Source organism: Streptomyces sp. NPDC027962 (assembly GCF_055566095.1).
Map to the genome: position 1 here is coordinate 68953 of NZ_JBVHTA010000037.1, position 12480 is coordinate 81432.

General features: G+C 69.6%; 20 protein-coding genes. 19 read left to right on the forward strand and 1 reads right to left on the reverse strand.

The features are described 5' to 3' along the window. Positions 1-73: 73 nt before the first annotated feature. From ACZ4SA_RS28290 to ACZ4SA_RS28380, 19 genes are all read left to right on the forward strand, one after another. Positions 74-811: a hypothetical protein gene (locus ACZ4SA_RS28290; protein WP_468280024.1), complete on the forward strand. Its 738-nt coding sequence runs from the start codon at positions 74-76 to the stop codon at positions 809-811. A gap of 6 nt (positions 812-817) precedes the next feature. After that, a complete protein-coding gene (locus ACZ4SA_RS28295) occupies positions 818-1135 on the forward strand; it encodes a hypothetical protein (protein WP_468280027.1) in 318 nt (105 codons plus the stop codon). Then, positions 1132-2019, forward strand: a complete 888-nt coding sequence (locus tag ACZ4SA_RS28300) for a helix-turn-helix domain-containing protein (protein ID WP_468280029.1) — start codon at positions 1132-1134, stop codon at positions 2017-2019. Before ACZ4SA_RS28295 ends, ACZ4SA_RS28300 begins: the two co-directional genes overlap by 4 nt. Before the next feature lie 163 nt (positions 2020-2182). Continuing rightward, entirely contained in the window at positions 2183-2347 is a 165-nt protein-coding gene (locus ACZ4SA_RS28305) for a hypothetical protein (protein ID WP_468280032.1), read from the forward strand. Between the two features lie 96 nt (positions 2348-2443). After that, on the forward strand, positions 2444-2743 hold the full coding sequence (locus ACZ4SA_RS28310; RefSeq protein WP_468280035.1) for a hypothetical protein: 300 nt from the start codon (positions 2444-2446) through the stop codon (positions 2741-2743). A gap of 26 nt (positions 2744-2769) precedes the next feature. Next, positions 2770-3450: a hypothetical protein gene (locus tag ACZ4SA_RS28315; protein ID WP_468280038.1), complete on the forward strand. Its 681-nt coding sequence runs from the start codon at positions 2770-2772 to the stop codon at positions 3448-3450. A gap of 95 nt (positions 3451-3545) precedes the next feature. Further along, positions 3546-4229 (forward strand): hypothetical protein, encoded by a 684-nt coding sequence (locus ACZ4SA_RS28320; RefSeq protein ID WP_468280041.1) that lies wholly within the window; start codon positions 3546-3548, stop codon positions 4227-4229. A gap of 32 nt (positions 4230-4261) precedes the next feature. Further along, a complete protein-coding gene (locus tag ACZ4SA_RS28325; RefSeq protein WP_468280044.1) occupies positions 4262-5008 on the forward strand; it encodes a hypothetical protein in 747 nt (248 codons plus the stop codon). 22 nt (positions 5009-5030) lie between these two features. Then, entirely contained in the window at positions 5031-5747 is a 717-nt protein-coding gene (locus ACZ4SA_RS28330) for a hypothetical protein (RefSeq protein WP_468280047.1), read from the forward strand. Between the two features lie 5 nt (positions 5748-5752). Continuing rightward, positions 5753-6295 carry a hypothetical protein gene (locus ACZ4SA_RS28335; RefSeq protein WP_468280050.1) on the forward strand — a complete coding sequence of 181 codons (543 nt, stop codon included), beginning with the start codon at positions 5753-5755 and terminating at the stop codon, positions 6293-6295. Between the two features lie 69 nt (positions 6296-6364). Continuing rightward, a complete protein-coding gene (locus ACZ4SA_RS28340) occupies positions 6365-6733 on the forward strand; it encodes a hypothetical protein (protein ID WP_468280053.1) in 369 nt (122 codons plus the stop codon). After that, entirely contained in the window at positions 6730-7119 is a 390-nt protein-coding gene (locus ACZ4SA_RS28345; RefSeq protein ID WP_468280056.1) for a hypothetical protein, read from the forward strand. Before ACZ4SA_RS28340 ends, ACZ4SA_RS28345 begins: the two co-directional genes overlap by 4 nt. A gap of 95 nt (positions 7120-7214) precedes the next feature. Then, positions 7215-7850, forward strand: coding sequence for a hypothetical protein (locus tag ACZ4SA_RS28350; RefSeq protein ID WP_468280059.1), 636 nt, complete (start codon positions 7215-7217; stop codon positions 7848-7850). Then, on the forward strand, positions 7847-8002 hold the full coding sequence (locus tag ACZ4SA_RS28355) for a hypothetical protein (protein WP_468280062.1): 156 nt from the start codon (positions 7847-7849) through the stop codon (positions 8000-8002). Before ACZ4SA_RS28350 ends, ACZ4SA_RS28355 begins: the two co-directional genes overlap by 4 nt. 63 nt (positions 8003-8065) lie before the next feature. Beyond that, positions 8066-8845, forward strand: a complete 780-nt coding sequence (locus ACZ4SA_RS28360) for an N-6 DNA methylase (RefSeq protein WP_468280065.1) — start codon at positions 8066-8068, stop codon at positions 8843-8845. Next, positions 8842-9636, forward strand: a complete 795-nt coding sequence (locus tag ACZ4SA_RS28365; protein ID WP_468280068.1) for a phosphoadenosine phosphosulfate reductase — start codon at positions 8842-8844, stop codon at positions 9634-9636. Before ACZ4SA_RS28360 ends, ACZ4SA_RS28365 begins: the two co-directional genes overlap by 4 nt. Before the next feature lie 86 nt (positions 9637-9722). Continuing rightward, complete coding sequence (locus tag ACZ4SA_RS28370; RefSeq protein WP_468280071.1) at positions 9723-10466, forward strand: hypothetical protein; 744 nt, start codon at positions 9723-9725, stop codon at positions 10464-10466. 110 nt (positions 10467-10576) lie between these two features. Then, positions 10577-11038 (forward strand): hypothetical protein, encoded by a 462-nt coding sequence (locus ACZ4SA_RS28375; protein ID WP_468280074.1) that lies wholly within the window; start codon positions 10577-10579, stop codon positions 11036-11038. After that, entirely contained in the window at positions 11025-11369 is a 345-nt protein-coding gene (locus tag ACZ4SA_RS28380) for a hypothetical protein (RefSeq protein WP_468280077.1), read from the forward strand. Before ACZ4SA_RS28375 ends, ACZ4SA_RS28380 begins: the two co-directional genes overlap by 14 nt. Before the next feature lie 798 nt (positions 11370-12167). Here the strand turns inward: ACZ4SA_RS28380 and ACZ4SA_RS28385 are convergent. Continuing rightward, a partial coding sequence (locus tag ACZ4SA_RS28385) for a tyrosine-type recombinase/integrase (RefSeq protein ID WP_468280079.1) occupies positions 12168-12480 on the reverse strand: 313 nt, incomplete at its 5' end.

Below are 12480 nucleotides of genomic sequence, written 5' to 3' on the forward strand. Positions count from 1 at the left end.
GCCACCGGGGCCCGCACATGCCGGCCCCGGTGCTCGGCGATTCCGCACACAACCCTTGGAGGGGAAGTTCCTCATGTTCACACTCACACTGGGCGAGCGCATCGCCGACGTGCTGTCCCAGGTGTACGGCGACCAGCCCGGCGCCGCCGCACTCGACTCCGCCGATGCCGCCCCGCACCACCGCGCGGCGAAAAAGATCCTCGCCGTCCTGCCGCAGTACGGACAGAACACCGATCCGCAGCTGCACGGCGCCGTCTCCCGCATCGAGGAGGCGAAACGCGCGCTCACCTCGTACGAAGGCGATGACATCCTCGGACTGATGCTGCACCTGGTGGCGATCCTCGACGGGCCGGCACTGCCCGCGGACATCTCCGAGACGCCGCACCCGCTCACTGCGGAGCACCTCCGGCAGCAGCTCGTAGAGCGCCTGATCGCCTGCTGGCCGCGCATGGCCTACGCCGACCACGCGAGTGACGTCGCCGCCTCGCTCATGGACGTCATCCTGCCGATCGTCACCCAGCTGCAGAACCAGGCATCCGCATGGCGCAGCCAGGCAGACACAGCGCTCACACAGCGCGACAGGGCACGGTCCACCGCCACCATCCTCGAACAAATCGTCGCCGAAGCCACGCGCCTTCTCCTCGCCGGCGAGCCGGGTCAGGGGCTCACCGTCCTGCAGAGCGACGGGCAGCCGCTCGGTCCGTGCGGGGCCCCATCCTTCATCGACATCACCCCGTGCGCCCGCAGGGCCGGTCACACGGACGTTCGCAGTGATGACCCGGCCAACGGCCACAACCTCGACGAGGAGTGACGCGCCGTGCCCAACACCTACGCCCCCAGGCCGCACAGCGTTGCCGCGCCGTTCCAGCTCCGCGGCAGCGACCCCACCCGCCAGCCCCGCCACGTCTATGTCAGCACCACCGCCACCGGCAGCGTCGGCGTGGACTTCATGGCCGTCGAGCGCGTCGTCAACGGCGAACTCCCGGCACCTGAACTCAACGAGGCCGAGCAGGAGCTCGCCGCCCGGATCATGACCCGTGCAGGGCGCGCGGCGCGTGACATCGCCGCGCTGGTCGGTGTGGAGGCCCGCATGGTCACCCGCTGGCGGGCGGCATGGAAGAAGGCAGAAGCGTGAGTATCGAAGCGATGGCCTGGGCGTTCAAGCAGCGGATCCCCAACCCGGGCGCGAAGCTGGTGCTGCTCGCGCTGTGCGACTTCGCGGACGAGTCCTGGTCCTGCTTTCCCGGGCAGGAGACCCTCTCCAACAAGACCAGCCAGAGCCTGAGCACCGTGCGCCGGCATCTCAAGTGGCTTGAGCAGCAGGGCTATATGTCCCGCAGCGCACGCTTCGTCGAAGGCCGCCGGACCAGCAACCGCTACATCCTGCACACCCCCCGGCCCGTTGGCCCGCCACCGCAGCCGCAGGACCCCGCCGACCCCGGGGGTGCCGGGAACGCCGCCGAACCGGCCGACGGCGAGGGCGCCGACCAGGACCCCGGGCTAAACGACATCGGGGCAAAGCAGGCGGTCAAAATGACCGCTGGTCACAATGACCTGAGGTCAAATACCGCGGGGGTACCGGTCAAAATGACGGGGGAACCGTCAGGGAACCACCAGAGAAACAACCCCCTACCCCCGGCGGGCGGTGACGACCGCAGCGGGACCGGCGGCACCGAGGCAGCCGGTGCCGAGAGCGGCGGTGACGCAAGCGGAGGCTGCGCCGCTCACCCGACCGCACCCGCTCCCAACTGCCGTGGCTGCGGCACCAATCCGCGCAGCCGCCAGAAAGCCGTCGCTGCCCAGAAGAAGCAGGCGAAGGTTGCCCGTGCCCGCGACAGCGACCGCCGGTGGTTCCAGGAGGACGGCGCGCGCCGCGCCCAAGTGCAGGCGCTGGAAGCTCAAGGAGCCCTCGAAGGCCCCCGCAAAGCCGCCCGGGAAGCGCTCCAGCGAAGCCGCCGGCGCGACGGGATCCCGGCTACTGACCGTAAAGAACACTTGACGGAGGGTGGTGGGAAGTGATAAAATGATATCAGTTTCACTGGAAAACATCCCCCGCTTCTGGAGGTTTCGAGCAGTGTTCAGCTTCCTTACTCCAACTCAACGCGCGACCCTGAGCGCCAGCCTCGCTGCCCGCGGTGTCGATGACGCCCAGTTCGGACAGGCTCAGAGGCTAGCCAAGGAGATGGGCGAGCGGCTGGCCCGCGCCTACGGCGATGTCCTCGGCCGCCCCGTCGAGCCGCTCGACTTCGTGCGTGACGTCCTCGGCGTCGAGGCGGCCGGCCGACTGCTGGTGTGCGCCCTGCGTGAGGTCGCCGGCCGCCCGGACCTCTACCGCGACGAGATCTGACCCGCGCGTGCGTATCCGCGCCTCCGACATGTGTTGAGGCAATTGCAAGCCTCCCCGGTGCGTGCCGGGTGAGACCACCAGAGTGCGAGGAACCCGATGAACATCGCCCACATCGCCGCCATAGTCGTCGCCGCCCGCGTCCTCGGTGCACCCACCGAGCGCCGGGAGACCGGCGGCCACGCCGTCCGCGTACTGAGCCTGCACGGCCAGCAGAAGGGCCAGTTCTGCGACTTCACCCTCGATGACGGCCACCGCCGGTGGCGACTGGAGTCGGTCACCGACAACCACGGCGTCGGCATGGTGGGCCGCACCCTCGGCAAGCGCCTCTCCGCTCGCCTCGACGCCCTGCACGCCCAGGCCGCCGCGCACTTCACCCCACGCCCCACCACCGAATGACCCAGCGCCCACAAAGGGAGAGAGAAGTGGACCAGCCCACACGCGAACAGCTCCTGTACACCGAGGCCGCCAAGCACGGCATCAGCCCCGACCAAATCCACCGCGCCGTCGACATGATCGCGGCCGTACAGCGCCGTGACCGCGACGACTTCCGCACCAACTTCGGCGGGGAACTGACCCCCGACCGATGGCTCGCCTCCTACGGCGTCTCCGGCTTCACCGACCTGTGTACCCGAGCGGCCCACCACGCAGGGCTCCCCGACGGCGACGTGATCATGCGCATCGTCTCCGCCATCGCCCCTGCACCCGAGATCCGCGAGGACGACCGGCCAGTCGCATTCTGGGCCCGCCCCCTCACCGATCCCGCCGAGGCGACGTTCCCCGCCTACCGCGTGACGTACCAGGAACCGCAGGCGGACGACAGCACCGGCTTCGACTGGTCCGGAACACTGCTGCGCCGCACCCTGCGCGAGGCCACCGAACGCGGACAGGGCGCGGCGAGCCTCGAGGAGGCCACCGGCGTCGTCGTCTTCACCGACGGCGACCTGCGTGGTGTGTACGTCGCACGCCCCGCACCAGGGCACGTACAGCCCGGCTGTGTCCGTTGCGGCCAGTGGGAGCAGGAGCACACCTTGCACGAACGCTTCGGAGCCTGCCCGCAGTTCGCCACCGCCCCCGCCCAGCTCACCGCGGCCACCACGCCGTAACACGAGAGCCCCCGCTCGGGGCCGCGCCGGTGCGAGCGGCCCGGCCCCGAGCGGGCCCATCCCCGATCCCTTGTCGTACGCGAAGGAGTCCAGCCATGCCCCGAACACTCTGGCGCGTCGGCGGCGCCCAGCGGAAAGGCCACCGCGAAGTCCAGGCCGACGCGTTCAACGTCGGCGGCGACACGGCCACCGGACGTATCGCGGTGGCCGTCGCCGACGGCATCGGTGACACCACCGAGGCCGCCGAAGCGGCCCGGCTGGCCGCTGACGAAGCCGCTGCCGCCGCCCTCGCTACGACGCCCGAAGTCGGCTGCATGACAGCCCGCGAACGCCTCGCCGCCAGCGGCATCACCGCGGACGCGTCCATCGTCACCGCGCTCATCGACCCCTCCCACAGCCGAGTCCAGATCACTTGGGCCGGACTGTGCCGCGCCTACGTCCTCACCACCGCCGGGGAGCTGCGGCGCGCCACGTACGACCACTCCCTTGGCGAGCGGATCCGCCGCCACACCTCACAGCGCAGACCACTGCCGGCGTACGACCGCAAGGTCACGCGCACCATCGCGCGCCACGAGTTCGTGACCACGTCTCTGCCCGTGCGTGACATCACGAGCGTCCTGCTCAGCACGGACGGCATCGCTCGGTGCCTGGACGACGCCTCGATCCGCCGCGCCCTCGAGAACAGCGACCCACAGAAGGCCGCCGACATCCTCGCCGACGCCGCCGACCTCGGCGGATCGGACAACGCGACCGCCGTCGTCCTGCGCCGCGCCAGCTAACCCACCACCACACAGTACGAGGAGCCAACATCATGGAAGACCAGCGATCCCGACCCACCCAGCTCCCGCTCGACGACCTCGCCACAGCCTTCGTCCAGGCAGGCGAGACGCTCTTCCTCGCCATCCACGACGACATCTCCGCCCGCGTCCGCCTGGCCCACCCCGAGGCAGAGCATTTGGAGGTCAGCGTCGACCCCGACGGTGACGTCGAACTGCACGGCATCTGGAGCGCCCAGGAATCCGGGCTCGGCAGCTGCCGCCTCCTGTACGACCCCCACGGCGACACGGAGGAAGACTGGCGGGACGGACCGCTGGACGTCGACGAACTCATCAGCGATCTCGGCCGAGTTCTGACCAGCTCCTTCCTCTTCCACTGGGGCGTGGTCCAGCCGCACCCCGTCTACGAGTACCGCGACCGCCGCTGGATCAGCCTCACACCGGCCGACCGCGCCGCCACCATCGCGGACATCGTCCGCCGCCACGTCCCCGACGCCGAATCCCTGATCTGCCGCTTCGAAGCACGCGACGGGGGCATCGCCGTCGGCTTCGAGAAGATCACGTTCAGCGGCGGCGAAACGCTCCCCATCCCGTGCCCCCGCTGCTCGCCCGACACGCAGGACAGCCCGTGGCCGCACGACGTCTCCCACGAACTCGCCCACCCTCTCGGCCAGCTCTACGTCCTGCCGCACCTGCGCAGCCGTCACCTCACCCCGTGCGTGGACCTCGCCTCCGAGCACGAGGGCCAGATGTGGCAGCTCGTCTTCCCGTACCCGTCCTGACCCCGCACAAGGAGCTTCCCAGATGACCGACTATGAAGCGCCACGGACCACCGACGCCCGGCGCCATCTCGACCACGCGGTCCGCGCCATGGATCACGTCCAGGCCCGCTACGAGGTCGCGATGCTCGACTACATCACCGCGCGCATCGTCGAGGCGCACCCGCAGACCACGCATCTCACCTTTGTCCACGCCACCGCCGACGGCCTGATCGAGCTGGACGGCCTGTGGACCACCCACGACGGCGGTAGGGAGGAGCTGCATCTTGGCGTGCGCGGGGGCGATGACGCCACCGGGTTCGACCCCGGCGAGATCGGCGACGACCTCACCTACGCCCTCGACCGGCTGAACTCGGTCGCGTGGAGCGCCGTACGCCCCGAGACGCTGCCTGGCAAGCGCTGGGTGCTCGACCTCCCACCCGCCGACCGCGCCGCGAGGATCGCCGACCTCGTCCGCGCCCACCACGTGGACGCGAGCCTTCTGACCGTCGACTTCTCCGGCATGCGGCCCCGCGTCGCCGGCGTGACCACGGTCGACGCCACGGGATTCGGACCCACGGACCACGCCGAGCCCGACCGGCCGCTGTGGCCGGAGGAGGCCGGGCGGATCATCCGCGGGCTCATCTGGCAGATCCACTCCCTGCCCCACCTGCGCGCTCGATACGTGACGCGGGTTGGCGGCCCGGCGGACGAGACCGCGCTCCTGCTGCTCCCGCAGGCCGAGACCGGCTCGGAGGAGTGAGTGTCATGTCCCTGACTATTGAGCAGACGTCCACGCCCGCCGTGCCTGCCGTCCACGCCCAGACGATCGCCGCGAACGTCATCCAGACCTGGCCCATGGCCCTCGGCCTGACCATCGAATACGTCGCCCACCATGACCAGGGCCCGCGCGGCGCCGTCACCTTCGCCATCGTGCGCGCCAGGGAGCCGTGGCCGAGCCCCGTACTGATCCGCTGCGACGGATACGGCCATATCGCCCGGGGCTGCGAGCACCTCCGCCCCGACGGGCAGCCTTGCTGGTACCCCTCGGCCCCGCACCTCTCCCTGCGCGACCAGGGCCTGTGCCTGCGCCACCTGCCGCCCCTCGCTGTTCACGACTGGGTGAAGCACCCCGAGCAGCCTCTCTACGGCCGCGTCACCCGCGTCGAGCCCGATGGCACCGTCGCCGTGGACTTCGTGAGCGGTGAACTCACCCTCCACGCCGCCCAGGTGCCCCGCGTTGCACCACACATCGCGAAGGAACTCGACCGAGGGCCGCTCAACAGCCCCGTGCACCTGATCGACGACTGACACCTCCGGCGCCGCGTGCGAGACGGCCCCAAGCCCACCACCATCCACGAGCGGAAAGAGAACCGCACCATGAGCAACCAGTCCGTGATCACCCTCGGCTTGACCAGAACCGTGTACGCCCACGAACTCCGACCCGGCGACGTGTTCACCCTCCCCGACGCGCCGACCACCCCCCTGATCGTCACCAGCATCGGCAAGGTCACCATCTCCTCCGAGCTGACGCTCCTGCGCATCACCCTCCCCGGCCCCGGCACCCCGTTCCACATGCCCGCCAACACCCCGGTCCGCCCCCACCGCATGATCCGCGCCGTCACCCTCAGATGCCTGCTGTGCAAGAAGGCCGAGGACATCGAGCTCGATCTCCCGCACGACGGCGAGCCCGTGTCCTTCGTCTGCGGCGAACACGTCCCGGACAGCGACAGCGAGGCCACGTCATGAGCCTCACCTACCTCAGCGCCGTAAACCTGCTGCGCCGCGCAGAAGAGGAGAAGGCCCGCTCCCTCTACGCCGACGTCATCGAAGCCCTCGAACAGCACGTCACCGACGTCGGCGTGGACTTCTGCGGCAACGAGCTGAACATCACCGTCCAGCTCACCCAGGACCAGTACGTCGCCATCGCCGGCCGCTACTCCCTCCCGTGGCACGACCACCGCAGCGAGCTCGGCGGCTGGTTGGCCGTCCACATCGACGACGCATACGGCACCAGCAAGGTCATCTACGACACCACGACGCCCGAAGGTGACCCGCCCGGCGACCTGTCCCTCGAACCGCTGGCCGAGCAGGTCGGCGCGTACGTGAGCGGCTGGCACGCCGAACACGGATAACCCATCCCACCCGCACCACCACCCGGGGGCCGCGCAGTGCGAGCAGCCGCGGCCCCCGGCTCCCACCCATGCCTCCACGAATGAAGAGAGAGATCATGCCCAACTTCACCGTCGGCAGCGGGCCAGCCCTCAAGGCGACCGTGTACGCCGACTTCGACACCGGCCAGGCCGTCTACCGCCTCGCCGGCATCGGCGCGTTCACCCTCGGCTGGGACCCCGACCACCACCCCGAAGCCGACCAGGACCCGATGGAGGAGATCCTCCAGGTCGCCTACGGCACCGGCCCATTCGGCTTCCCGATGGACGAAGCCCCCGTCCTGTTCGGCGTCACCCTTGCCGGCGCCGAGTCCTTCACCCGCGCCGCCCTCACCGCCGGCACCCTCCGCCTCCGCCCGTACCGCCTGATCATCAGCGCCCCCGTGCGCGTCCCGAAAAGCACGGCACGCCGGGCCACCGCCATCGTCTCCGCCCTGGCCCGCCACTGGCTCGCCCAGCCCTGGGCACCAGAACTGCGCCGCGCCCACGAACACCACTGCGCACCCCGCTCCCTGAACCGGTACGGCGGACTCATCGCGCAGCACGAGGAACGCATCCGGCGGCTCCGCGAAGACCACGCCTACTACATCCAGCGCGCCGACCGCGCCACCGCGATCCTCCAGGCAGGCCCCGTCCCCGCCCCCACAGACGCCCCACAGCACCCGTCCGCCTCGTCCGAGACAGCGGGGCGGTGATCGGCGTGGTCCAGTTCGACCTGTTCGGCGAGGTGGAACAGAAGCTCGAAGAGCGCACCCAGCGACGCGAGGAGGAAGCCGCCAAGCCCAAGCCGCGGCCGGTTCCGAACCCGCGCCACAAGCGCCGAGCCTTCTGGGGCGACCCGCACTAGCACGCCAACGACGTAGCCGAGAACGTCATCACCGCATGGTTCAGCCACTACGGCGGCAGCCGTATGGACGTCCCGCTCGGCACCGTCGCCGCACTGTCCTTCTTCCGGGAGCCACTCATCGGCGACTGGCTCCTCACCCTGGAACCCGCCCAGCTTCCGCCGCTCCTACGGGAGATCTGGGGAGTTCAGTGGATGGCCCGTCCCGATCTCATCGAGGTGGCCCGGCCGCTGCACGACCGGGTCGAGGAGAACCCCGACGAGTACCTACTGCGCGCCGTCCAGGCCGTCATCCACACCACGGTCCACAACGGGCTGTTCACCCTCACCGCCCAGGACGATCCCTACGACCGGTCCAAAGCGGACGTCCTCAGCCCCCTGCTAACGGGACTGCGGCACAAGAGCGACAAGAAGTGGCGGGGCGAGTACCACACGCCTCCCTGCATCACCGACCTGATGGCCCACGTCCTCATCGACCGCTGCGAGCCCGACATGGCACTACGAGAAACAGCCATCGGCAGCGGCGGCATGTTCCGCTCCGTCGCCCAGCACATGCGCGAACACGGCCTCAACCCACACCACTACGCCTGGTTCGGCAACGACATCGACCCGCTGGCGACCGCCTGCGCCGCAGTCAACGCCGTCGTGTGGGACCTCGGACCCAAGGTCGCCATCTGGTGCGGCAACTCCCTCGCTGACCGTGACGGCGGCGTGGACAAGGCCCTTGCCGAACGCGCCGCGGTCATCAAGCACCGCAACGCGGTAGTAGAGCAGGCCCGTTTCGAACACAAGGCGCGACACCTGCTCGGCGCACTCGACCGCCTCTTCGAGGGAGCCGCAGCGTGAACGTCGCCTCCTACGGCGGCGGCGTACAGTCCACCGCCCTCCTCGTCCTCGCCGCCCAGGGCGAAATCCCCTACGACACCTTCCTGTTCGCCAACGTCGGCGACGACAGCGAGCACCCCGCCACCCTTCACTACGTTCGCACTGTCGCCACTCCGTACGCCCAGCGCCACGGCATCGACCTGCACACCCTCAACCGCAGCCGGCGGGACGGCCACACCGAAACCCTCTGGAACCTGCTGATGCGCCCCGGATCCAAGTCCCTGCCCATCCCCGTTCGAATGAGCAACGGAGCCCCCGGTACCCGCAGCTGCACCGCCGACTTCAAGATTCGCGTCATCGAGGGACACCTGCGCCGCAACGGCGCCACCCGCACCTGGCCGGCCACGGTCGGCGTCGGAATCTCCCTCGACGAGATCCACCGCGCCAACAACCGCCGCCCCGGCCCGTACGAGAGGGTCACCTACCCCCTCCTCGACCTCGGCCTCCGGCGCACCGACTGCATGAGAATCATCGCCACTGCCGGGCTGCCCGTGCCACCGAAGAGCGCCTGCTTCTTCTGCCCGCTGAAACCACTCACCGCATGGCAGCGGCTCCGCGAAGACGAACCACGACTCTTCGACGCAGCGTGCCGACTCGAGACCACCCTCATCCGACGCCGCGCGCAGCTCGGCAAAGACCCCGTCTTCCTGACCCGACGCGCCCGGCCCCTCGCACAAGCCGTCCCCGAAGGCACTGAACCGCTGCCCTTCGACGACGACAGCCTGTGCGAGTCCGGCTGGTGCATGACCTGACCCGACAACACCGAAGGGCCGGACGAAGTGCAAGCCGGACCGGTCACCCCTCTCGCTTCACACCGCACGACCGACAAGGACAACTCGTGAGCCCAGCAAAGCCGACCACGCCGAACGTCTCCCAGGCCCTCAGGAAGCAGCGCGTCTTCCCGGCGGACTTCGCCGCATTCGCCGCCGCCACCGCCCAAGGACTCGGCAATGGCTGGACGGTCGACACCGACAGCAAGCCCCACCCAGGCCCGTCCGCCTTCCTCGCACACCCCGACGGCCGCCGCATCGGCATCAAGCACCTCGGGCGAGGCGAGGCCGTCCAGACCTGGGCACTCGACGTGCCGCCCCGCAAGTTCGAAAACAGCAACGACGCCGAGTCGTACGCCGACAGCCTCAAGCACCTCACCCCTGGCATCCGCTACAACGTCGGCATCTGCTTCACAAACAACCCGCCCGCCGCGAGCGCCGCACGAAACATCCGCACCCGGCTCCTGCCGGCATTCGACGGCGAACGCCCACCCCTGCGCGCCTTCCCCAAGAAGCACCCCCGCCGCGCCTCAGCGGCCGAGAAGACTCCGGCAGGCACCAACGCGACGACAAGCAGCGACACCAAACAGGCGGCGGACCAACCCGGGCCGGAGAAGGCGACCGCGAAGAAGCTGGCCCCGCCGAAGACCCCACGCCGCGCAGCCAAGAAGGCGCAGCCCACCCCACAGAAGACCGAGCCGAAGAAGCGGCCGGCTGCCACCCGCTCCCGGCGCGCCACGACGACGGCCTCCGAGGCGACGAAGGCGAAGGACGCCAAACCCCAGCCGGTCGAATCCCCCAGCAGCAACTGATCAATGCCCCGGGTGCGGGGCGCCCAGACACGTCCCGCGCCCATCACCTATCGAGCAACCCGAGAACTGACATGACACAACTCGACCTATTCGGAGAGAAGCAGGCAGCCATGGACCGCAGATCCGCCCGTGAAGCCGAACGCGACGTTCGAGCCGCCCGCCACGCCGCCTATCGCGAATCTCTGAAGATCGACTGCTGCACTGGCACGCCCATCCCACCCGATGAGCGCGGTTGCCCGCAGTACCGCTGCGGACGCTGCGGCACCCTCGCCTTCGCAGGCACCTTCCACTTCAACCACGACTGCGGATGGGGCGGCTGCTATGCCGACACCGAACCCACCCGCGGCACCGGCCGGACCATCCACGAAGTCGGCCTCTCGGCCCACCGGCACGACAACCAGCACTACCCCCGCTGCGTCCGCCCAGGCTGCGGCCACGCTCGCGGCGTCCACCAGAGCGTTCCACGCACCGCCCCCGAGGACTCCACATGCTACGAGTACTGCGGCTGCCGCGGCTACGTCGCCCCCAACGCTCCCGACGCCCACGAGGAGGCCGACCGTGCTCACGGCTGAACAGCTCACCGCCATCGCCGCCCTGCGCGACAAGACCATCCCCGGCCCCTGGGGCGTCATCAGGATCGACATCGAGGAGGGCGTCACCAGCTTCCTCATCGCCGACAGCAATGACGACCGTGTCGCCTCCGTCGACCTCGCCCACGAGGGAGACGCCGAAGCTCTGGCCGGTGCCGAAGCGGACGCCCAGTTCATCGCTGAGGCCCGCACCTGCATCGATCTCCTCCTGGACGAGGTGACCGAGCTCCACGCCCAACTCGCCCAGACGCACCCCCCCCGGCGCCGCTCCTGGCGGAGCCGGCCGTGGCGACGGAACGGAGCGGCCCAGTGATCGCCCACGTCACTCTGCACCGCGGCCTCGCCGCCCACCCTGATCAGGCCCGGCGAGCTGTGATCCGCCGGTGCGCGGAGCAAGTCGAAGAATGGCTGGATCAAGACGGCAAGGAATTCACCTGCTACAAGGGCGAATCGGGCAGGCGCTTCCGTGCCTCGACACGACTCGCGGGCACCTCCATCGCCTACCGGCCAGGGCAGGATGTCCTTCTCCACCGGGCAGCCGCCCCAGCTGCCCCGCGATGATCGCCGTACGCAGATCTCCGATGCCCTCGGTCTGTCCATCGTCGGAGCTCTCCGCCGGCTCCGCGGGGCGTACCGCAGCAGCTGGTTCGGTGACCTGCACGGCCGAGGCCGTGGAAGTGAACAGCCGCCGCGATCGGTAAGCGGTGCTCGTGAAACGGAGCCCGGGGCCGGGCCTGCGCGTCGAAGCAGCGCTGGTCAGTGGCCGTCCCCACCGCCTTCCTGCGGGGACAAAGCGGGGACAAGGGGGAGCGGCGGGGACGCTGTGGGGACGTAGTGACCGTCAAGATCGGGGAGCCCGCAGGACAGTTCGGGACTCGCCGGAACGGTATCGCACCAGGTCAAGTGGGGTGGGCGTCGCTGAACGGCGATCAAGCACAGGTCAGCCGATCACGGCGATTCTGGCGATGATCATACTTACAAAGCAGATGTCGGCGGTTCGAAACCGTCCGCGCCCACCGCGCTGACCAGCGCAGCAGCAGCAAGAAGGGCCCTCCGGAGATCATCCGGAGGGTCCTTTGGGCGTCTGTGGGGAGAATGTGGGGACGCGGGTCTACGCGACCGCCTCAGTGGGGACAGGCGGCGCTTCTGGGGATTCCTGGCCCTTGCGCGGCACGAGGGCCAGTGGAGCATCGGCCGCGGCCTGCTCCATCTGAGGCAGCACGCTGGTGTAGGTGTCGGCCGTGAGCTGGTACGTGGAGTGGCCGAGCAGGGACTGGATCGTCTTCATGTGGACGCCGGCCGCGAGGGAGAGCGTCGCGGCGCAGTGGCGGAGGTCGTGCAGACGTACGGGCGGCAGGCCGAGCCTGTCGACGAGCCGGGCGAAGACCTGGGAGAGGTACTCCGGGTGGTAGGGCCGTCCGTCC

Excerpts from the sequence above, each read along its gene's own strand:
- ACZ4SA_RS28345 (WP_468280056.1), top strand. The coding sequence starts at position 6,730 with ATGAGCCTCACCTACCTCAGCGCCGTAAACCTGCTGCGCCGCGCAGAA.
- ACZ4SA_RS28350 (WP_468280059.1), top strand. The coding sequence starts at position 7,215 with ATGCCCAACTTCACCGTCGGCAGCGGGCCAGCCCTCAAGGCGACCGTG.
- ACZ4SA_RS28330 (WP_468280047.1), top strand. The coding sequence starts at position 5,031 with ATGACCGACTATGAAGCGCCACGGACCACCGACGCCCGGCGCCATCTC.
- ACZ4SA_RS28335 (WP_468280050.1), top strand. The coding sequence starts at position 5,753 with ATGTCCCTGACTATTGAGCAGACGTCCACGCCCGCCGTGCCTGCCGTC.
- ACZ4SA_RS28340 (WP_468280053.1), top strand. The coding sequence starts at position 6,365 with ATGAGCAACCAGTCCGTGATCACCCTCGGCTTGACCAGAACCGTGTAC.
- ACZ4SA_RS28325 (WP_468280044.1), top strand. The coding sequence starts at position 4,262 with ATGGAAGACCAGCGATCCCGACCCACCCAGCTCCCGCTCGACGACCTC.
- ACZ4SA_RS28305 (WP_468280032.1), top strand. The coding sequence starts at position 2,183 with ATGGGCGAGCGGCTGGCCCGCGCCTACGGCGATGTCCTCGGCCGCCCC.
- ACZ4SA_RS28310 (WP_468280035.1), top strand. The coding sequence starts at position 2,444 with ATGAACATCGCCCACATCGCCGCCATAGTCGTCGCCGCCCGCGTCCTC.
- ACZ4SA_RS28360 (WP_468280065.1), top strand. The coding sequence starts at position 8,066 with ATGGACGTCCCGCTCGGCACCGTCGCCGCACTGTCCTTCTTCCGGGAG.
- ACZ4SA_RS28375 (WP_468280074.1), top strand. The coding sequence starts at position 10,577 with ATGGACCGCAGATCCGCCCGTGAAGCCGAACGCGACGTTCGAGCCGCC.
- ACZ4SA_RS28290 (WP_468280024.1), top strand. The coding sequence starts at position 74 with ATGTTCACACTCACACTGGGCGAGCGCATCGCCGACGTGCTGTCCCAG.
- ACZ4SA_RS28320 (WP_468280041.1), top strand. The coding sequence starts at position 3,546 with ATGCCCCGAACACTCTGGCGCGTCGGCGGCGCCCAGCGGAAAGGCCAC.